Origin of the sequence: Bifidobacterium rousetti, assembly GCF_008698235.1 — a bacterium.
GTDB classification, from domain to species: Bacteria; Actinomycetota; Actinomycetes; order Actinomycetales; family Bifidobacteriaceae; genus Bifidobacterium; species Bifidobacterium rousetti.
In genome coordinates, this window is the sequence record NZ_PEBH01000004.1 from 111,612 (window position 1) to 133,470 (window position 21,859).

At 62.7% G+C, this 21,859-nt stretch carries 11 protein-coding genes and 3 tRNA genes; 10 read left to right on the forward strand and 4 right to left on the reverse strand.

What is annotated here, in order from left to right; all coding sequences use genetic code 11:
- Positions 1-278 precede the first annotated feature (278 nt).
- From CSQ85_RS06140 to CSQ85_RS06165, 6 genes are all read left to right on the forward strand, one after another.
- Positions 279-1,829, forward strand: a complete 1,551-nt coding sequence (locus CSQ85_RS06140; protein WP_150383322.1) for a glycoside hydrolase family 30 protein — start codon at positions 279-281, stop codon at positions 1,827-1,829.
- 64 nt (positions 1,830-1,893) lie between these two features.
- A complete protein-coding gene (locus CSQ85_RS06145; protein ID WP_150383323.1) occupies positions 1,894-3,270 on the forward strand; it encodes an ABC transporter substrate-binding protein in 1,377 nt (458 codons plus the stop codon).
- A 10-nt stretch (positions 3,271-3,280) separates the two neighbouring features.
- Positions 3,281-4,252, forward strand: a complete 972-nt coding sequence (locus tag CSQ85_RS06150; RefSeq protein ID WP_150383324.1) for a carbohydrate ABC transporter permease — start codon at positions 3,281-3,283, stop codon at positions 4,250-4,252.
- 1 nt (position 4,253) lies between these two features.
- A complete protein-coding gene (locus CSQ85_RS06155) occupies positions 4,254-5,114 on the forward strand; it encodes a carbohydrate ABC transporter permease (protein ID WP_150383325.1) in 861 nt (286 codons plus the stop codon).
- 303 nt (positions 5,115-5,417) lie between these two features.
- On the forward strand, positions 5,418-6,245 hold the full coding sequence (locus tag CSQ85_RS06160) for a hypothetical protein (protein ID WP_150383326.1): 828 nt from the start codon (positions 5,418-5,420) through the stop codon (positions 6,243-6,245).
- 121 nt (positions 6,246-6,366) lie between these two features.
- On the forward strand, positions 6,367-9,300 hold the full coding sequence (locus CSQ85_RS06165) for a family 16 glycoside hydrolase (RefSeq protein ID WP_150383327.1): 2,934 nt from the start codon (positions 6,367-6,369) through the stop codon (positions 9,298-9,300).
- A 272-nt stretch (positions 9,301-9,572) separates the two neighbouring features.
- Here CSQ85_RS06165 and CSQ85_RS13040 read toward each other — a convergent pair whose 3' ends face one another.
- The gene (locus CSQ85_RS13040) at positions 9,573-10,529 is read right to left on the reverse strand and encodes a DUF805 domain-containing protein (RefSeq protein WP_190972921.1); all 957 of its coding nucleotides are present in this window, start codon (positions 10,527-10,529) and stop codon (positions 9,573-9,575) included.
- Between the two features lie 2,017 nt (positions 10,530-12,546).
- Positions 12,547-13,743: a DUF805 domain-containing protein gene (locus CSQ85_RS06175; protein ID WP_150383329.1), complete on the reverse strand. Its 1,197-nt coding sequence runs from the start codon at positions 13,741-13,743 to the stop codon at positions 12,547-12,549.
- Positions 13,744-14,089: 346 nt separating this feature from the next.
- Between CSQ85_RS06175 and gltX the strand changes: the two genes are divergently transcribed.
- Positions 14,090-15,619, forward strand: a complete 1,530-nt coding sequence (gene gltX, locus CSQ85_RS06180) for a glutamate--tRNA ligase (RefSeq protein WP_150383330.1) — start codon at positions 14,090-14,092, stop codon at positions 15,617-15,619.
- 216 nt (positions 15,620-15,835) lie between these two features.
- Here the strand turns inward: gltX and CSQ85_RS06185 are convergent, their stop codons facing one another.
- Positions 15,836-18,412: a DUF262 domain-containing protein gene (locus CSQ85_RS06185; RefSeq protein ID WP_223846879.1), complete on the reverse strand. Its 2,577-nt coding sequence runs from the start codon at positions 18,410-18,412 to the stop codon at positions 15,836-15,838.
- A complete protein-coding gene (locus CSQ85_RS13385) occupies positions 18,409-20,598 on the reverse strand; it encodes a DUF262 domain-containing protein (protein ID WP_223846874.1) in 2,190 nt (729 codons plus the stop codon). The genes CSQ85_RS06185 and CSQ85_RS13385 overlap by 4 nt, the downstream gene beginning before the upstream one ends.
- Positions 20,599-21,004: 406 nt before the next feature.
- On the opposite strand from CSQ85_RS13385, the gene CSQ85_RS06195 reads away from it, so the two are divergent.
- From CSQ85_RS06195 to CSQ85_RS06205, 3 genes are all read left to right on the forward strand, one after another.
- A tRNA-Glu gene (locus tag CSQ85_RS06195) sits at positions 21,005-21,077 on the forward strand.
- 39 nt (positions 21,078-21,116) lie between these two features.
- Positions 21,117-21,188 (forward strand) — tRNA-Gln (locus tag CSQ85_RS06200).
- A gap of 591 nt (positions 21,189-21,779) precedes the next feature.
- Positions 21,780-21,852: transfer RNA gene (locus CSQ85_RS06205), tRNA-Glu, on the forward strand.
- Positions 21,853-21,859 lie beyond the last annotated feature (7 nt).

Consider the following 21,859-nt stretch of genomic DNA (forward strand, 5'->3'; position numbering starts at 1 on the left):
CGTGATGCGCTCGCAGGTGCTCCCCGCGCTGTCCGACGGCTTCGGTGCGTCTCGAACTTCCTTGCTCCGTCGAACGTTACGTGCATGACTATATCACAAATAATCATGCTATGATCGAAACTGATAAAAAAAGACTGAAAAAGTTTTGAAGTGCGTGTCGCGTGTATACTGAACACGTACGAACATGCAGGATGACGCGTTGGCGATGGTTGGCGATGGCGGCCCGGATGGCCGAACCGCGGAATCGCTTGCGCCAGTAGCACGAAGGAGTGGTCAGGATGACCGAGTTTCTCAATCCGTTTGCGCACGAGCGCTGGACCCGCACGACGGGCGATCTCGCCGACCGTCGCGCCGAAATCAGTACGCCGGTGATCGAAAGTGATCACGGCGACGCCGTTCCGGTCATCATCGACCCGACCCGCCGCTACCAGATGTGGGAGGGCGTCGGTGCCGCGATCACCGACTCCTCCGCATCCCTGTTCATGAACTCGATGAGCCCCGAGCAGCGCCACGCCATCCTCGAGGAGATGTTCAGCCCCGAGCAGGGCGGCTTCTCCTCCGTGCGCATCTCCATCGGCTCGTGCGACTTCTCCAGCCAGAAGTACTACTCCTACGACGACCTGCCCGAAGGCGTCGCCGCCGACGCATCCCTCCAGTACTTCTCCATCGGCGAGGGCGAGCCCGGCGCTCCGGACGCCACCCGCGACCTCAAGAACGTGATCCCGGTCCTGCAGGAGATCGTCGCGATCAACCCGGCCGTCAAGATCATGGCCTCCCCGTGGTCCGCCCCGGCGTGGATGAAGACCTCCGGCGTGCTCTCCGGCGCCGGCCGCCTGCGCCTCGGCGAATACGTCGGCAACGGCTACCGCTACCAGGACACCATCGACTACGTGTACGCGCAGTACTTCGTCAAGTTCATCGCCGCGTACGCCAAGTACGGCATCCACATCACCTCCGTGACGATGCAGAACGAGCCGAGCAACGGCTGCCCGTGGCCGATCACCGTGTGGACCCCCGAAGAGCTCGCCAAGTGGGGTTCCGAATACCTGCGCCCGGCCCTCGACCGCACGTTCCCCGACGTCGAGATCTACTTCGGCGACGACTCCCTGCGCTTCTACCAGCGCCCGGTGAGCGAGTACATGACCCCGGCCCAGGCGTCCGCCTTCGCCGGCGTCGCCTTCCACACCTACTCCGGCCTGCCCGAGTGGGTCCACAACGGCGCCCGCCAGTTCCCGAACTGGAAGGTCGCGATGACCGAACGCCGCTGCATGCTCGACGACACCGTCGACGAGGCCAGCCACGTCATGTTCGGCGAGATCGGCACCTGGCTCGTGCGCAACGGCATGGGCCTGATCAACCTGTGGAACATGGCGCTCGACGAGCAGGGCTTCCCGAGCTACGCCGGCACCTCCGGCCGCCGCGGCGTCATCACCATCGACTCGTCCACCGGCAAGGTCAAGCGCAACCTCGAATACTTCATGCTGCGCAACTTCGGCCAGGACGTGAAGGTCGGCTCCCACCGCGTCGCCTCGTCCAACTACACGCGCGACGGACGCCACGGCGGACTCGGCTCCGTCGCCTTCGTCGCCGACAACGGCGATCTGGCGGCCATCCTCTACAACCCGACCGCCAAGGACATCGAGGTGGCCGTCGAGATCAACGGCGAAGGCGCCCGCTGGCAGAAGGTCACCGTCCCGGCCTACGGCACCGTGAGCCTGCACAAGTCCAACGCCGGCGCGTTCAACGCCACCGACGCCCCGGCCGACGACGAGTTCGAGATCACCTATACGCCCCACCCCGCCGACGACCACGACGAGACGCTGTTCTGAGCTGTCCTGACCCCGCATCACGACAGTTCCGCATCACGGCAGATACTGGAAGGAGAGATTTGCCATGTTGAGGAAGGAACCGTCGTCGCGGCTGCGGCGTCTCATCGCCGCCGCGACGGCATGTGCGGCGGGCCTCGCGCTCGCCGCATGCGGGTCCGGCTCGGCCGATGCCGATGGGCGTAATCCCGATGGGAGCGTCACCATCAGCATGGCCGGCTGGACCCTGTCCACGCGCCCGGAGTTCCAGGCGCTGGCGGACGCATTCGAGAAGACGCATCCGGACGTCCACATCGACGTCAAGGAGTACAGCGCCGACGACTACGACAAGCAGCTGATCGCCGACCTGTCCGCCGGCAAGGCGCCGGACGTCTTCCCGATGAAGAACCTGAAGATGTACTACACGTACGCTTCGCCGGGCGCGCTCGCCGATCTGAGTGACGTCGCGGCGCAGTACGCCGACGACGACAACCTCGCCGTCGCCAAGGACTACGTCATCGACGGGAAGACCTACGCGATGCCGTACCGCGTCGACGCGACCGTCCTGTACTACAACCGGACGATGCTTGACGCCGCCGGCGTCGACGCGCCGGACGGCACGTGGACATGGGACGACTACCTGTCCGTGTGCCGCCAGCTCAAGAGGAAGCTGCCCGTGGCCGGATACAAGGACGCCTACCCGACCTACCACCACACCTCGTTCCAGTCGATCCCGCAGGCCATCGCGCTCGCCCAGCAGTCCAAGGGCGCCGGCGTCGAAGGCCAGAACGACCTGTTCTTCTCCGGCGACTACTCGTACCTGAAACCGATGTACAAGCTGTTCCTCGACATGCAGCACGAGGGCCTGACCCTCTCGTACAACACCGTCTCCGCCTCGAAGACCACCTACCAGTCGCAGTTCGGCACCGAGAAGGCCGCGCTGCTGCCGATGGGCACATGGTTCATGGGCCCGCTCGCCGACCAGCAGAGCAGCGGCGAGGCCAACAAGTTCGACTGGGGCGTCGCCGCCCTGCCTCAGCTGAGCGACTCGACGATCGAGCATCCGGTCACCTACGGCGACCCGACCGGCTTCGCGGTCTCCGCGAACTCGCCGTCCGCCAAGATGAAGGCCGCCAAGGAGTTCGTCGCCTGGGCCGCGGGGGAGGGGGGCGCCGAAGTCACCGCCAGGACCGGTTCGGTGCCCGCCTACACCTCGGACAAGGCGCTCGACGCGTTCTTCGCCAAGGACGGCCTGCCCGCCGACGAACAGTCGCGCGAGGTGATCCGCAAGTCGGTCATCAAGCAGGAGAACCCGGTCGGCGAGGCCACGCAGGTCATCCAGGACGAGCTCAACATGGCCCAGTCCTCGATCCTGTCCGAAACGAAGTCCGTCGACGACGCGCTCGCCAAGGCCGAGCACGCGATCGCCAACACCGGCCTGCTCCCGAAGGATCAGGGGAAGTGAGGGTGGAATCATGAACGAGCATCGCAATCGCACTCGTGAGGTGGCGGATGGCTCCGCGCATGACGTGCGGAACGCACGCGACGTGCGCGACAACTCGAGTCATGTCAACAAGCTGCGCAACCGCAACCTGCGCAACGGACTCATCTTCATCGCGCCGAACTTCATCGGCTTCTTCCTGCTGATCCTGATCCCCGTCGTCACGCTGTTCTACACGTCGTTCACCAAGTGGAGCGCCCTGGGCGACCCGCAGTTCAACGGCGTGTGGAACTGGCGTCGACTCTTCACCGACGAGAACTTCTGGGACGCGCTCGTCAACACGCTCTACTACGCGGTCGTGCACATCCCGCTCACGCTCGCGCTCGCCTTCGGACTCGCGGTGCTCCTGAACTCGAAGCTCAAGGGCCGCGCGTTCTTCCGCACGGTCGCGTTCTTCCCGTACATCACCGCGATCGTCGCCGTGGCGCAGGTGTGGAGCATGATGTTCGACCCGAAGGCCGGCATCATCAACCAGTTCCTCGCCCTGTTCGTCGGCGCCGACAACGTGCCCGGATGGCTCTCCAGCACCCACTGGGCGATGCCGGCCGTCATCATCGTCGGCACATGGCGCGAGGTCGGCTACTTCATGATCCTCCTGCTCGCGGGACTCCAGACCATCCCCGCCGAGCTCTACGAGGCGGCGAAGATGGACGGTGCCAACGCGTGGCAGCGCTTCTGGCACGTCACCGTGCCGTGCATGCGTCCGACCCTGTTCTTCGTGACCGTGACCCTGACCATCACGTCGCTGAAGATCCTCGACCTGACGCTCGTCATGACCAACGGCGGCCCCGGCACCTCCACGCTCGTGCTCGCGCAGTACGTGTACCGCGTGGCGTTCGAACGCGCCGACTTCGGCTACGCGTCCACCGTGTCGCTGGCCCTGTTCTTCATCTGCCTGGCGGTCACGCTCGTGCAGTTCTGGTACAACAACGCGAAGGAGAAGTGAGATGGGTTCCGACATCCCGATGAACGACCATCGTCCCTCCCTCGGCCGCATCGTCGGCATGATCCTCGGCTACGCGGTGATGATCGCCATCAGCGTGTTCGTCGTGCTGCCGTTCGTGTGGATGGTGCTCGCGTCGCTCAAGAACAACAACGAGATCTACATGGTCCCGGTGCGCTGGCTGCCCGAGACCTGGCACTTCGAGCACTACGCGCAGATCTGGCTCAAGGCCGACATGCTCGGCTGGCTCGGCAACACCGTGTTCTTCGCGGTCGTCGTCACGTTCCTGCAGGTGTTCACCGGCTCGTTCGCCGCGTACGGCTTCTCGAAGATCAACTTCCCCGGCCGCAACACCCTGTTCCTCATCTACGTGGCCACGATGGCCGTGCCGTGGCAGGCGTACATGATCCCTCAGTTCAAGATGCTCTCGATCGTGGGCCTCAACGACACCCGCTGGTCGATCATCCTGCTGCAGGCGTTCGGCGCGTTCGGCGTGTTCATGATGAAGCAGTTCTATGACACGATCCCCGACTCGCTCTCCGAAGCGGCTCGGCTGGACGGCCTGAGCGAGTTCGGCATCTACCGGCGCATCATCCTGCCGCTGTCCGGCTCGTCGATCGCCGCGCTCGCGATCATCACGTTCACGAACACCTGGAACGACTACATGGGACCGCTGCTCTACCTGCGCTCGCCCGACCTGTACACGATCCAGCTGGGCCTGAAGACCTTCATCTCCCAGTACGACGCCGACTACTCGATGATCATGACCGGCTCGGTGCTCTCCGTGCTGCCGATCCTCGTCGTCTTCCTTATCGGCCAGCGCCAGTTCATCGAAGGCATCGCGACGAGCGGCATGAAGGGCTGAATCATCGTCCGGTGTATCTCGCTTATGAGGGGTACATTTGGCTTCTTGCGGACGTCTATCTCGCTTACGAGGGGTATATGCCTGAAGTATCTAGGTCCGAAAACGGCATTGGTGCAACGCCATCAAGCCGTTTTCGACTCCGGATACTTCGCATGGGTACCCCTCGTAGGCGAGATAGACATCCGCGCAGGTCGGAATGTACCCCTCGTAATGCAGATACTTGACTGCAGCAAGGTGGAGGCGGCTTTGTGGAGGAACGCATCTGCGGATGTTTGAACCAATATGCCGCAAGCAAAGGAGCCTATGAAGATGCCGACGCAATCGACACGATCCGAACGCCCGCGTTTCTCGTCCAACACGTTCCTGACGGTGGCGAACGTGGTGTACCTGCTGCTCGCCATGTCGCTGCTGACGATGCTCGGATGCCTGCCGCTGGTGCTGGCTCTGGTACTCGTGCCGGGTGCCGGGGGCGCTTATCCGCTGTTCCTGTTCGCCGGCGCCCTGAGTGCGCCCGGCGTGGCCGCGTCCTTCGCGATGTTCCGCGACCACCCGGTATTCCTCACCTCGTCGCGCAGGAGTGCGATGGAGGCGCTGGCGAAGGCAACGGGTCTGCCCGACTGGATCGCCGCGCCCTACGTATCGCCCGACGTCTCCGTGGCCGTGTTCCGCCCGTACTTCGCCGCGTACCGCCGCGTCGCGCCCCGCGCGCTCGCCGTCGGCCTGACGTTCGGGGCGATCGAGTTCCTCGCGCTCTACGACGCCCAACTGCTCATGCAGGTTGCCTGGGGCCAGCTGCTCGTCCCCGCGATGGCCGTCGTCGCCGTGATCAGCGTGGAGGCCGAGCTCATCGCCCTGAACCTCGTCGTCGAGTTCCCGAAGGCGAAGTGGCGTTCGCTGCTGCGCAACGGGTATCTTCTGAGCGTCCGCCGCTTCGTCATGCTCGTCGTCAACGTCGCCTGCCTCGACGTGTACGCATGGGGGTTGGTGCATAGCCCGATCCTTGTCGGGGTGCTTGCCACCGGCGTGCTCGCGTTCGTCCTGTGGGCCGGCGTGCGCTGGCAGTCGCGTCCGCTCGCCCTCGCGATGGCGCGCGAGAGCCGCGACCGCAACCTGATCGCGCTGTACGACTGAGGTGCGTGCATCCATATTCCCCGACATATCCCCGACGCGTCGGCCATGTGAGCACTCATCATCAATTATGATTGATTCTGCACAAAGTTGTCTGTGATCATTGATCAGAAAAGAGAACATCATGGTTAACGCGACCGCGGGAGCCGCCGCGACCGCCGGCGCATGGCCGCAGACCGTCCACATCGCCATCGACGCGAAGGACGTCGCAGCCGCCGCGAGGAACCGCAACGGACTGACCTACAAGGGCTTCGGGCTCCTGTCCGGCAACGCCACCTCCAGCCTCCTCATGGACTACAAGGCCGAAAGCCCCGAATCCTACTGGACGCTCGTGAAGACCCTGTTCGCCGGCGACCGCCCGCTGATGAACACCGTCAAGGTCGAGATGGGCAACGACCGCAACAACTCCACCGGCCCGAACGTCGCCACGATGCGCGAATCGGACGAATACCCGCAGGTGCGCCGCGAGCCGGGCTTCCAACTCGCCGCCGACGCGCGCCGCTACCAGCCGGACGTGCACGTGAGCATCCTGCGCTGGATGGCCCCGACCTGGGTCCACTCCAACGACGACGTGTACAAGTGGTACAAGAACACGATCCTCGCCGCCTACCGCGAGTATGGCTTCATGATCGACTCGGTCAACCCGGACGTCAACGAGCGCACCGCCGACCTCGAATGGGTCGCCGACTTCGCCCACCGCGTCCGCACCGACGAGGAGGGGTTCATCGGCAACGGTCCCGACGATCCGAACGCCGGCTTCTCGAGCGACGAGGAGCGCGACCTCTTCCACGCGATCAAGGTCATCACCTCCGACGAGGAGGTCACCGGCACATTCGGCGGTGACGTCATCGCCAATCGCAAGTACATGGACGCGATGGACGTGGCCTCCTACCACTACTCCGTCGAGGACGACCCGGACGGCAGCTTCACGCGACTCGCGGACGAATTCGACAAGGAGGTCTGGAACTCCGAGGCGCAGGCCACGTTCTCGAACTCCGCCGACCGTCCGAACAACACGATGGACAACGGCCTCGGCGAGCGCACCGGCACCGGCATCGGCGGCTCCGGCAGCGCCCTCGAGATGGCGAACACGCTCATCAAGGGCTTCGTCGAATCCCGTCGCACGCATGCGATCTACCAGCCGGCCATCGGCTCGTGCTACGAGAACATGGAGTACGCCTCCAAGGAGCTCATCTCCGCGCGCGACCCGTGGAGCGGCTGGATGTACTACGACGCCGGCTGCGCGGTGCTCGAGCACTTCACCAAGTTCGCCAAGCTCGGCTTCCCGTTGGCGGACGCTGGTGCCACCGGCGCCACCGGCGCTGAGTCCGATGGCGCCGGGACCAATGGCATCTGGCGCGCCATCCCGTCCGCGTCCGGCAGTGAGGTCGGCGGCAACAACCCCGTCGCCGGCGCCCGCAACGGCGAACCCTCCTACCTGACCCTCGCCTCGCCTGACGGGCGCGACTTCAGCACCGTCATCGTCAACGACTCCGCGCGCCCGAAGACCTACGTCATCACCGCCGACCACACGCTCAAGGCGTTCGGCAAGCCGCTGCAGATCTGGGTCACCAAGGCTTCCGATCCCGCGTCGGGCGAAGCGTACGACGCCAACTACCGCCGTCCGCTGACCATCGTCCCGCCGACCTACCCCGACGAGACCTCCGATGTTCCCGCGGCGGGGTCATCCGACGCCGGTTCCACCGGTTCCGCCGACTCCACCGTCTCCTACACCGTGACCGTCGAGCCGTGGAGCATCGTCACCGCGACCACGCTCGACACCTTCGGCCCCGCGCCCGACGACACCGCCGACCGTTCCGGCCGGACCGACGAGGGCCGCTACGCGCCGAAGCCCGGCTACGAGTACGACCTGCCGCACACCGCCGAGAACGCGCGCCCGGTCCTCGACATCGACCCCGAGCACGGCGTCCTGTACGCCGACGACTTCCGTTACGAGGACAAGCAGCCGGTCGACGTGTTCAAGTTCGACGCGCTCGCCCGCGAGGACTACCTCGAGTCGCGCGGCGGCGAGGCCGGTGCGACCGCGCGCTACACCACCGACACCAACGGCGCGTTCGAGATCGTCCCCGACCCCGAGCGCGGCCATGTGCTGCGCCAGCAGATCGACTGGAACCACGCCGGCAACGCGTGGATCGAAGGCGAGCCGCGCACCGCGATCGGCGACATGCGCTGGACCGACTACCAGGTCTCCGTCGACGTGAAGTTCGAGGAGTACCTGGGCCGTTCGCCGTACGTGGTTGTCGGCGCGCGCGAGATGGGCGGCAACAAGTTCACCACCGACATCTGCGGTGTCGACTTCAAGATCCGCGCCGACGGCATCTGGCTGCTGCGCAATTTCGGCAATGAGGTTCGCCGCGGTCATCTCGAGGATCTGCGCAAGCGCGCGGTGGAGGCCGGCACGACGCCGTTCGCGCCGGGCGCGGGCTCGTGGAACACGATCACGCTGCGCGTCGCCGGCGACACCGCCACCGTGTTCGTCAACGGCGCGCAGGTCGCCGCATGGTCCGACGCCTCGCTGCAGTCGGCCGGCCGCGTCAACCTCGGCACCAGCTTCGACCATGTGCGGTTCTCCAACCTGCGCGTGGAGCGCGTGCCCGGCTTCGCGCCGTACTACGACCAGCTCATCGACGACATGCACATGCGCTCGTGGGACGACGGTTCCGAGATCCTGCGCTACAGCGGTCCGTGGACGCACGACAACGGCCAGGGCATGTTCACCTACCTGCGCACGATCTCCCGTGCCGCCGTGGCCGGGGCGTCGGTCGCGCTGACGTTCACTGGCACCGGCGTCGACCTGTTCGGACCGTCCGACGGCTCGACGCGGCTCGACGTCTTCGTCGACGGGGTCGAGTCGCGTTCCGCCGCGCCGGTCCACGCGACGAACGGCGCGCTGCGCTGCCAGTTCCGCCTGCGCGGCTTGGCGTACGGCGAGCACACGGTCGTCTTCCGCACCGCGTCCGTCGGCCCGACCGGTTTCGCCCTCGACGCACTGGGACTGGTCGGCGCGATCGGCGCGATTGGCGCGATCGGTCGGTGAGTATCGGCCGTGCCCCCGGCTCTATTGATCACCCTCCGCCGCCCTATTGGCTGCCCCGTTTCCCTGCCCCGTTTTCCCATGACGACTCAGCGACGGAAATTCTCGGAATCGTCCCATACCTCGAGAGAACCCGTCGCTGGGAGAATCGTAGCGTCAGGAATTCTCGGGATATGGGGCAATCTCGAGAGAACCCGTCGCTGAGGGACGCTCAGTGATGGGTTCTCTCGAGGTTCCGGTGTCGGTCTCCGGGGTTCCGGTGACTCGATGCGGCTTCAGCCGCGGAACTGGTTCGATGGGTTCCCCTGACCGTACGGTTGCCCGTACGCGTTGACCGGGGCGCCGCCGTACTGCTGCGTCGAATCGTGATCGAACCGTGCGCCTTCGGATCGGCTGCGTGCGGCCATGAACACGATGTTGACGATGCCGCCGGCCAGGATCAGCAATCCGCCGATGATGAGGATGAGTATGCTCATCAGGGCGCCGCGCAGCCCCGAGCCGGAGTGGAGCGCGGCGGCCGCGCCGAACATGCTTCCGGCCGTGCCGATGAGCATCATAACGACCCCGACGGCCTCCAGTCCCATCGGCAACGCGATCCATCCGCCGGAACGGCCGGTGTCATGCAGGCGGCGTACGGAAAGCGCGAGCCCCGGCACGAGCGTACCCAGCGACCACACGGTAATCAGCGCCTCGAGCTTGTCATCGGTGATGTCGGCCAGATATCGCAGCACGGCGACGACGAGAATCGAGATCAGCGCCCACCACCAGTACTCGCTGCGCGAGGCCCGACCGGAGAACGTCACATACTTCCTGAAGAATCGCAGGAACGCCTCCTGGAGCGGGCAGCCGTAATACGGCTTATCCAGTGGGTGGACGCCGGTCGTGTGTGCGCCGGTCGGACCGGCATATGCGGCCGCCGGCGCACCGCTTGGGGCACCAGCCGGTGCGCCGGGCTGAGGCTGCGCCGCATACGCATACGGATTGCCATACATGCCATACGGGTCGCCATACGCATCGCCCGGCTGGCTGCTCGCCTGGCCGCCTGTCTGGCCGTTCGCCTGCGACTGACCATACTGCGCATACGGCGCATACGCAGGCTGGCCGGGTTGCGCGTACTCCGGTTGCCCGTACTCCGGTTGCGTGGACTGGCTGTACGGAGGCTGCGTCGTCTGTTCATATACCGGCTGTGCGGGTTGACCGTATGGAGGCTGCGTCGTCTGTCCATACGCCATCTGAGGAGTCTGAGTATATGCCGGCTGGGTGGGCTGGCCATATGTGGCTTGGTCGGACTGGGGGTACGCCGGCTGGGCTGACTGGCCATACGCCGGCTGGGCAGGTTGCTCGTACGCAGATTGATCATTCTGTGCGTACGGCGTCTGGTCGGATGGCCCATATGAGGGTTGAGCTGGCTGGGACGACTGATCGGGTTGAGACGACTGATCGGATTGAGCCGGTTGGGTGGGTTGAGTAGCCTGAGCCGGTTGGGCATACGACTGCCCCTCCTGCCCATACGCCCCATACGCATACTGCTCGGTTGGTCGCTCAGGTTGCGCGTATTGCTCATATCCGTAGGACTGTGGTTGTCCGGCTTGCGGTTGCCCATACGGTTGTCCGTGGTCTGGTTGCCCTTGGAACTGCGACGGATAGGACTGTCTGCCCTGCTCGTTGCCGAAAGCCGGTCCGTCCGGCCGTCCCTCGTATGGGGTGCCATACGGTGACCCCGGCTGCTCGAACTGGTCCCCCTGCCCTGTCTCATTCTGCGACGACGCCGGATCCGGTGAGGCCGGTTCTGGACTCGGATACTGCGGTGCGCTGTTCGGATCACTCATTGGTTCCCCCTATCCTCGTGATTGTCTGCCGCGCTCGCCGTTTCGGCTGCGAAGTGGCCGGCGGCGCGACATAACAGCCTGCACCGTCTATTTTTCCATGATTCCGCAAGAAACTACAGTCCAACCCGCGATTGTGCGGCACAGCAGTGACGGGACGATGGCATACACGACCACGACGCGGGACCTGCGATTGTGCGGCGAGGTGGAATATGCCGAGACTCAGATATCGAGGCGTGCGCAGCTCATCCGATGCCATAGGTTGTTGATGCCAGCCATCTATCGCGAGATTGTTGCGCTGACTCCAGGTGAGTGCAACAATTTCCGGAAATTCCCCTTGGTTTCGCGAGATTGTTGCACTGACTCCGACTCAGCGCAACAATTTCGGGAGATATGGGACGATTTCGCGAGATTGTTGCGCTGGAATGGGTGCGCGAGTAGTGGGGGATGGTCTGGATGCGCCGATCACGGCTAAGTGATGCCGTGATCGGCCAACGGGCCGGCAACGTTCTGCCGTTCAGTGTGATACGCGGCTGAAATCGCGTCGAATGGTACGACGTTTGCCGTTCAGTGCGATATACGGTCGAAGCTGCGTCGGACGGCACGATTCTCTGTCGTTCAGTGTGATACGCGGCTGAAATTGCGTCGAATGGTACGACGTTTGCCGTTCAGTGCGATATACGGTCGAAGCTGCGTCGGACGGCATGATTCTCTGCCGTTCAGTGCGATAAGCGACTGAAATTGCGTCGAACGGCATGATTCTCTGTCGTTCAGCGTGATATGTGGCTGAATCGCGTCGAATGGTACGACGTTTGCCGTTCAGTGCGATATACGGCCGAAGCTGCGTCGAACGGGTACGATTCTCTGTCGTTCAGTGTGATACGCGGCTGAAATTGCGTCGGGCGGTACGGTGTTCTGCCGTTCAACGCGATATATGGCTGAAATCGCGTCGAATGGCACGATGCTCTGCCGTTCAACGCGGTTTTGGGTGATTTCCGCGTTGAGCGGTAGGCCGCCATGCCAGGGGTGTCGCAGCGGTGCCGTGTCCGGGGAATGTCAGCATGCGGAATCATTGGAAAATGGCCGTTTTGACACAGTGTCAGCTTTCGCTGGGGGGAGGGATGTGGGCGACCGCTGCCGTTCAACGCGAAAAACCGCGGAAATCGCATTGAACGGCAGTGTTTCCTGTCGTTCAACGCGATTTCCGTGGATTATCGCGTTATGTGGCACGGACGCCCGTGGCGCAGATGCCCGGCATCACAGGCGTTCGCTCTATCGCGGTAATCGTGTGTAGGGCATATGCGCCATGCTGTCTGCTCGTGCGCGGCGTGTCATCGCAAGTTTTGCGCCGTGCCGCTGTCCTCACGATGGGCGATGACGCCATCATGAGGACAGCGGCACTCGGGGCATCGCACGAATCCCGCTACACGGCGTCGAACCGTGCGCCTTCCGGCTTGCTCGGCGCCACCATCAGGACGATGTTGACGACGAATCCCGCGAGCACCGCGATGACTCCGATCAGCAGCGCGATGCCGCCGCCCACGCCGGCCGCGGCATGTCCCGTGCCGCCGCTGAGGGACCCGATCGCGCCGAACAGCGCGCTCGCGGCGCCGCCGAGGATGAAGATCGCGCCGACGAACCACAGCGCGTACGGCGTCACCACCAGCCATCCGGGGCGGTTGGAGTCATGGAGTCGTCGGATCGCGATCGCGAATCCGGGGATCAGCGTGCCCAGCGTCCAGATCGTGCCGAGGAAGCCGAGCGTGCCGTCGGTCGCACTGGAGAGGAATCGCAGGACGAGCGCGATGCCGAACGCGATGAGCATCCACCACCAGTATTCGCTGCGTGAGGCGCGGCCTGAGACCGTCACGTACTTCTTGAAGAATCGCAGGAACGCCTCCTGCGGCGGGCATCCGTAATACGGTTCGTCCAACGGGGGAGCGTCGGTGGCGGTGCCGTCGACGCCGCCGGTGTCGCCCGTCCCGGAGCCTGTGCCGGCGCGGGACGATTGGAAGGCGCCGGTGGACGTGTGTGTGCGTTGGCGCGTGTGTTGTTGATCGGTTTGGCCGGTTTGGCCAGTTTGATCGGTTCGGTCGGTCCCGCCGTCGGAAGGCGTCGGTTGCGTCGCGTACGTTCCGTCGCGCAGGCCCGCGGAACCGGTCTGCGTCGACTGTTGGGTTTGCGCGTATTGGTCGGAGTATGCGTATTGGGCGGGTTGGGCCGGCAATTGCGCGTATTGCGGATGTTGCGCGTATTGCGGATGTTGCGCATATTGCGCGAACGGTTCGGCCTGCGCGGGTTGGCCGGGTTGCGCGCCGGATGTCGGTCGTTCCGGTTGCGTCGCGTACGGGGTCGCGTATGGGTTGATCTGGCTGCCTTGCGGTGGATACGACGGAGGCGTGCTGACGCCGTACCCGCCGTTGCCGCCGTCCGCGTTGCCGACATCGCCGTCCGCGTTGCCGGCCGGTACCTGTTCGTACTGTCCGTCCGCGTTGCCGGCATCGCCGTCCGAGTTGCCGGCAACGCCGTAGCCGGTCGAACCGGTACCGGTGTCCGGGTTCGTGCCGTCCGCCGGATCGCGCCCGAACGGGTCGGTGCTGAATGGGTTGGGATTGGTCATGGGAAGCTTCCTTGCTTGAGATGGTTGGTGTGGTTGAGATGGTTGGTGTGATTGGGATGGTTGGTGTGATTGGTGTGGTCGGTTGTCTGGCCGAGGATCGATGCAATCGTCGAGTGGTGATGAGGGGAGGCGCGCGTCCGTGTCGGTCACCGCGATGTGGCCGGCGTGGGCCGCGCGCGACCCGCGGACGTCATTGTTCCATCCCCGGCGTGCGCCGTTCAACCGGCGTCACACGGCCTGTGGATGCGGTGGATAACGCGGTGGACTAACCACCCGCATCCCGGTCCACAGCACAGGCCGTATCGCAGGGCGCATCACGTCCCGCTTGCGCGGCAAAATGTAGCTTATGACTGAAGCTGAAAACGCGAAAACCCATAAGCCCGAACTTCCGAAGGACGTTCGTGTCCGTTTCTGCCCGTCCCCGACCGGCACCCCGCACGTCGGCATGATCCGCACCGCCCTGTTCAACTGGGCTGAGGCGCGCGCCACCGGTGGCAAGCTGATCTTCCGCATCGAGGACACCGACGCCGCGCGTGATTCCGAGGAGAGCTACAACCAGATCCTCGAATCCCTGCGCTGGCTGGGCATCGACTGGGATGAGGGCATCGAGGTCGGTGGCCCGGACGGCCCGTACCGTCAGTCCGAGCGCACCGCGATCTACAAGGATGTCGCCGCCAAGCTGCTCGAGGCCGGCTACGCCTACGAGTCCTTCTCCACGCCGGAGGAGATCAAGGAACGCAACCTCGCCGCCGGCCGCCCGGCCGAGTTCGGCTACGACGGCTACGACCGCGACCTCACCGAGGAGCAGAAGGCCGCCTTCCGCGCCGAGGGCCGCAAGCCCGCGCTGCGCATCCGCATGCCCGACGAGGACATCGCCTTCGACGACCTCATCCGCGGCACCATCGAGTTCAAGGCCGGCTCCGTGCCGGACTACGTGATCGTCCGCCCGAACGGCGACGCCCTGTACACGCTGACCAACCCGGTCGACGACGCGATGATGAACATCAACGTCGTCCTGCGCGGCGAGGACCTGCTGAGCTCCACCCCGCGTCAGATCGTGCTCTACCGTTACCTCAAGGAGCTGGGCATCGCCAAGCAGACCCCGCTGTTCGGCCACATGCCGTACGTGATGGGTCAGGGCAACAAGAAGCTCTCCAAGCGCGACCCGGAGTCGAACCTGTTCAACCACCGCGACGCCGGCTTCATCCGCGAGGGCCTGCTCAACTACCTCGCCCTGCTCGGCTGGTCCATCGCCCCGGATCGCGACGTGTTCTCGATGGACGAGATGATCGAGAAGTTCGACGTGCGCGACGTCAAGGCCAACCCGGCCCGCTTCGACCTCGACAAGGCGATCTCGATCAACGCCGAGCATGTGCGCATGCTCGAGCCGCAGGACTTCCTCAACCGTTCCGTGCCGTACCTCAACCGTGACGGCGTCGTCTCCGCGGACAACTGGGATGCGCTCACGGACCGTGAGAAGACGATCCTCACCGCCGCCGCGCCGCTCGTCCAGACCCGCGTGCGACTGCTCGGCGAGGTCGCCGGCATGGTCGGCTCCCTGCTGTCCACCGACGAGTACCTCGAGCCCACCGACGACGCGAAGAAGCAGCTCAAGGACTCCGCGCCCGCCGTGCTCGATCTCGCGATCGCCGCGCTCGAGGCCGTGCCCGAGGCCGATTGGAAGACCGACCACCTGCACGAGACGCTCAACAAGGCCCTCGTGGAGGACGGCGGCTACAAGCCGCGTCTCGCCTTCGGTCCGGTGCGCGTGGCCATGTCCGGCCGTCGCGTCTCCCCGCCGCTCTTCGAGTCGATGGAGATTGTCGGCCGCGACCTGACGATCGCCCGTTTGAAGGGCCTTCGCGCGCACCTGTGATCCTGTGATTCGCTTCACCGCGATTCTGCCGTGATCGTCGCGTGGCCGACCGGTGCCTTGCCGTCGGCTGGCCACGTCTGATCCTGATCAATCGCGCTCAATAACCTCAACAACGAGGGCGCCCGCCGTCATGTACTTGCTGTACTGGTCGGCGGGCGCCCTTGCTATGTGTACTCAGGTGCGGCTCTATCGCCTTTCTGCGGATATGGCGATTTGTTAGGCAATACCGAGGTATTCACCGATCCCGTGGATCGCCTCATGCACGGTATCGTATTCGGTGGTTGTATCGCCATGGGTGACGATGATGCGCGGAGTCATCTGGCTCTGTCCGGGGAGGGCGACGTAGCGTTTGCCGATGTCGACGCTGTTTCCTCTGAGGGAGATCGTCGCATAGCTTGGCTCCTCCGTTTTCTGACCGATGTACGGATACAGTCGGCCGTTCGGCTTGTGGAGCTGGAACTCACATACTGTCCTGAGCGCGTCGACGATGAGACAGGAATCGAGCTCGTTGTTACGACCGTTGAGTTGTATGTTGTTGTTTGCCGGCAGATAGCAGATGCCGTCCTCCACGCGGTACTGCCACAGCGCACCCATGTAGTCGTGACTCCATAGGATGGGTTGGGCGATGAATGCATCAGCTTGCCAATCGTGTCGTTCGGAGATGACGGGGTCTTCGGAAGCAGACTGACGCTGTCGTCGATACTTCTCGATCACATCATGCAGCGCGGCCTCCACCGAATTCCGGTCGAGGACGCCGGAACCGGCATCGATCCGGTTGAGCACGTCATCGTACAACGTGCGTACGAGATCGCGCTTGTTGTCCGCCGGATTGCGTGTGGAGCCATCTCGCAGCAGGTTTCGCCATCCGATGGAACGATCGTATTTGCTGTCGGTCTCGATGATGTAGCTGCGGATGGTGCCCAAGCGCAGAGAGAAATCACCCTTTGTGAGCAATGACCGGCGGAAGAGGAGTAGCAGGTCGGTGTCGGGACTGGCACCGTGGCCGGCATCGGGGAACAGGATCCTGGTGACGTTCAGATACCGGTCGAATCGCGCGATCGCATCATCGGCAACGTCTCCTTCGGCCATTGCCGTGCATGAATCACGGTTCACACCGACAAAGGCGAGGAGGAAGCCGATCTTGCCGCCGAAATACGCCGTGCTCTCCGCGGCGTGGATGGCTTCGGCCCATCGATCGTTGTGCGTGACAAGATATGCCTTGAGCTGCTCGTCCTCGTACTGGTCTCGGGGGTTGAAACCGGTGATGTCGGGGAAAGTCGCGAGAAATCCGGTCAGATCGTTTGCGTGGTCGACGAACTGTTCGACCGCCCGCACGGCCTGATCGTACATACCGACGGTGTTATAGCCCTGCCACAGCTGGGCTGCATCCGACAGATTGTCGATGATACGCCGCCATGCCTTCCATGATGCGGGATCGGGGATTTTGCCGAGCCGAGTCATGCCATCGATGTACGCCATGGCCGATTCCAGACGCATGCGCATGGGATAGTCGACCGTGACGTCGGAGACGCATGCCTTGCGGGTGATGTCGACGAAGTCTTGCAGTGCATTGTCGCCGGAGACGTAATCGAGATAGCGGGTCAGACGGTCGAGATACGCCTTGTCGAGGATGCCGGTTCCATCGGACACGTCGATCCGGTATGCGTTCAGTCGACGATGCCGTGTATCCGCCTGATCCACGCCCTTGAGGCTGTAATCCCTGTTGAGCTTGTCGTCGTCGATCCGAATGGCCCACTGGTTCCACAAGCTCCAGTTCATGAACCGCATGAAACGTCCGTCGTAGTCGTCACGTTCGTCCATCGGAACGGTGTCGTGCATGGTCCAGAAGAAGTCGGACCACTCCTGATCGAATTTGCGGCAGAGCTCAAGGTACTCGGGATCCTCCGATCCGTGTGCGAAGAGTGGTTTCGCCTCCTGCTCGATTTCGGCCTTGAGGTTCTCGAAGTCGCTCAGTTGCCGTCCGCGGGCGTTCATCTTAATGTACAGATCGTCGCCGTTGCCGATGTTCTTGACATCCAGCCACTCGAATTTGATGGGGCAGTCATCACCGGTGAGTTTATCCCATAGGTTGGGGATGGCGTCGAACCGTCGATCGGCGAGATTATCGAGTACGTTCAGAATCGCGATGATCGTGGGATCATGGGCGAAATCCGGGCGGAACCAATTCTTATCGCGCAGGAACGCGGAGGGAGACTCCATGGGATGGTCTTCGGTCGATTCATGCTGATTCAGCCATTCGGCCATCTGCCTGATGGGGGCGGGGGTGAGAATCGCTTCGGTCGCACCGGATACGTCGATCTCGGTTTCGGTATCGGCCGGCGAGTTGCTTGTCGTATTGTCCGAACTGATCTTTTCGAAGAAATCCCTGGATGTGGCTCGTGTCTGGTAGGTGAATCGAGCGAGCCGTGCCAACGATGCGGAGATGTCTATGTCGGGATTCTCGGCGAGTGCCTGTGCCAGAGCGAACCAGTGGATCAGATACAGCGTGGTGAGGCGCTGCTGACCGTCCAACGGTTGGCAGACACCTGGTGCGTCTCCGGTTGCGGGGCGGGTGATCTCGCCATAGACGAAGTTGAGGCTGAGCGGGGAGGCATCGTCGTCGCTGAGATGCTTGTGGATGTCGTCGAGCAGGCCGTTGAGTGCTTCCCGCGCCTGTTCGTCGTCGCGGCCTTGCACGTAATCTCGCTGGATGGCTGGGATCTCAATGCCGTATTTGCCGAGCAGGGCCCAGAACGTCAATGTCTGTCCGTCCGTGATTTGTTGGCCACTCATTGCTGGTCCTCCTCGTGATCGTCGTGCCGTTCGGGCTGCAGATACCGCTTGATGGTTTCGATGATGCCGTATTCGCCATGTAGGTACTCGGCGCGGTCCTGAGTGCCCCAGATGAGGAAATCCTTCGGATCGCTGCTGTAGTACTTGAGGAACACGTTCTTCGTGCATGGGGGCACGAATGTGGTCGTGCGATCCGCCTCGATGATCCAGCGACGCTTTTCGATGAAATTGGCGTTGCCGTATCCGCGGTTGATGTCATCGGTCAGCAAGGCCATGTTGTCGATGTTGTCCTGTCCCTCGATCGTCAGTCGGCCCACATTGTCGTTCCAGAAATCCATACAGGATTGTTCGTCGAACGTTCCTTGCGCGATGAAGTCGTCAACCAACTGGGAAGCCGGTTTGTCCACGACGCCGACGGTTTGTGGGCTTTCAGCTGCGATGGAACCTGACTGTGTCTCGATGTCGCGCAGCTGATTCCGCAGTCCCTCGAAGAATGATTTTCTGACATTCCCGATTGAAGCCGAATCGAGATTCTCCTTTTGGGTCGTGATCTCCGAGTCCTTCGGCGGGCCTCCTGCTGTGGAATGAATATGCTCGAGGTCCCAGTTCTGGTTTTTATAGAGATTGAACGGGAATCGCATCGCGGAATTTGCGGTGTTGATCGTCAGCAGATTGAACAGCAGCAGGACATTGCGCGTGACGCGGCCATCCTGATAGGACAATTCCGTGATGCCGTCCGGGTCATCGCCACAGCGGTAGCCGTCGCCGTTCAATGTTGCTTGTATCTTGCGGCGAATCACGTCGTTCATTTCGGACTTGTCGAGCGTGGAGAGCTCGGCATACAGATCGCGGATGTCTGTGCCCAGCTTCTTTTCGCTTTTACTCGGGCGATGTGCGACGAGGTATCCGATGAGATGATACATCTCGCGTTGCTCATACCAGGACTCCAGATTGGCGAAGATCTCCTTGCACCTTCCCCACATCCTGCGCAGCGCATCGGGACGCTGGTCGTCGGATGTGCCATAGAGTTTCTGGAACACTTGGTATGGGTTGTGTGTGTCGTCGCGGGTGGCGGTGAGGTCCTCGGTGCGCAGCCAGATGTCGAGAATCAGATCCATGCGCGTGGGATAGATGTTTTGGGAATCGTTGGTCAGGAAGTACCACAGTTCCTCGTCCTGCAGCCGGTGTTCGATGCGATCCCATTCGCTGGCGACGGCGGTGACCTCCTCGTTCGGGGAGTTCGATGCCTCCGCGTTGGCGATCAGCAGGCCCTTGACCAGCTCGGCGTTGGTCAGTGGTATCTTGCCGACATTGATCTTGCGGAACAGGTCGATCGGATCGTCCGTGGGCAGCGCCTCATACCAGATGACCTGCACGTATTTCTTGATATGGTTCAGGAACACGAAGAGGTCCTCCTCCGGCCCTTTGTCGTGTTGATCCACCCAGTCGTTTATGGTGCGCCAGGCTTGAGCTATGTAGTGAAAATCGGGATTGGCCTCGGCCTCTTCGCCGTGTGCGGTGTCGATGTCCAAGGACCGCAGGAAGTCCCGGCTGCCGGGTCTGGTCTCATAGCTGATGTCGTACAACCTTGTCTTATCCCGAGCGCTTCCGTAGGACGGTTTGGCGTATTTGAGGAGGATGAACAGCGTGGTAAGACGTTGCTGCCCGTCGATGACCTCGTAGACGGGACCGTCCTCGTTGCCGTCATCCATGTGGGGACGGACGACGATCGGCTGCAGGCAGTAATACTCCGTGCACACATCGTCGAAATAGACGCTCAGATCGTCCATGAGTGCATTGATCTCGTTGTAGCCCCAGCGGTATCCACGCTGGTATGCCGGCACAAAGAAGCGGTAGGGCTTCGTTTTCGAGTTGGCGATCAGGTCGCCGATTGCCCGCATGCAGATGCGCTCGCTGTGCGTGGATTGATTCGGGTCCGTCATTGGCTTCTCCATTCCTTGACCGTTCCCGCCGGCCTCCATATGTAATGGAACGCTCTCAGTATAGAAGGCTACATCTGGCCATTGCCTACATGCGCAAGTTGCCGATGGAGGTGTTGGATGTGTCGCGTTCTCCGCGCACAGGCGCAGGAAGACATTGAAGTCGGTGACGTTGCCAAGATATTCCGCCACATCCCGGCTGATGTAGGTGGCCGTGTAGTCGCGGAAGTAGATGCCGGTGGGCATCGGCACGTCGTACAGGTGAGGGTATCCTCCCCGAAACATGAATTCATCCACGATGAGGTCGGAGTCTGATTGTCTGCGTCTCGATTGCAGATCGTCAGTAGAGTTATTGATAATTCATCAGTAGGACTTGTGATAATTCATCAGTGGGATCGTTGACGATTCATCAGTAGGGGTGCGTAAGGCCTTCTGCTGATTGGTGTTTTGATGTGCTGCCTTGAGGCGGTCTGCGGCTTGGGGTTCAGGGATTGCGGTGGCGTCTTTGGGGGTGTGCGCGTCCGTGCACGAGCATGTGCGACCGCACGCGTCCGTGCGCGACACGCCGTGATTTGCCTGATGCTTGACTTTCCCGTAAATTAACTTTTCGTTGCGCGGCGGGTTCGCCTCGCAGCCAGTGAAAACTGAAGATGCCCCCATCGTCTAGCGGTCTAGGACTACGCCCTCTCACGGCGCCAACACCGGTTCAAATCCGGTTGGGGGTACTTGGCACTTACAGGTTAGCCTGTAGATGCTTGCCAAATTGGGATGTGGTGTAATTGGCAACACAGCTGATTCTGGTTCAGCCATTCTTGGTTCGAGTCCAGGCATCCCAGCGAAGGAACCCTCGCCAGACGCGAGGGTTTTTCTGTATCTGGCCGCTTTTCGTGGGCATTGACGCCTGCGGCAAGAGCTGTCTGTCTGGTTGTGTCACTGATCTCTCGCCAGGATGATCCTTGGTGAGAGGTTGTGGTCATGCTGCGTTGGGGGACTCTCGCGGAGTCGTTCCTGACGAGAGGTCTCCGGTGGCGTGTGACCGCTTTGTCTCGCGGGGAGGCTCCTTGGTGAGAGGTTGTGGTCATGCCGTGTCGAGGAACTCTTGCGGAGTCGTTCCTGCCGAGAGATCTTCAGTGACTTGTGACCGTCTCGGCTCGCTGGTGACCTCCTCGGTGAGAGGTTTTCGTCAGACAGGTTGTGGTCTCTCCCGCTGGGGTGGAGTGATGGGGCTGCGGGTGGTCGGTGGGGATCGGCGGGATCGGCGGGGCAGTGGGTGGTCAGCAGGCCGTCGGCGGGTGGCGCAGTGGCCGGGTGGTGGTGCGAAACGTTGGAAATGCTGGTGACACGCCGTGACTTGCGTCATCTGGGCATGCCGCGTATATTAATCACCTGTTGCGCGGTTCGCCGAGCAGCCAGTGAAAACTGAAGATGCCCCCATCGTCTAGCGGTCTAGGACTACGCCCTCTCACGGCGCCAACACCGGTTCAAATCCGGTTGGGGGTACGAAGAC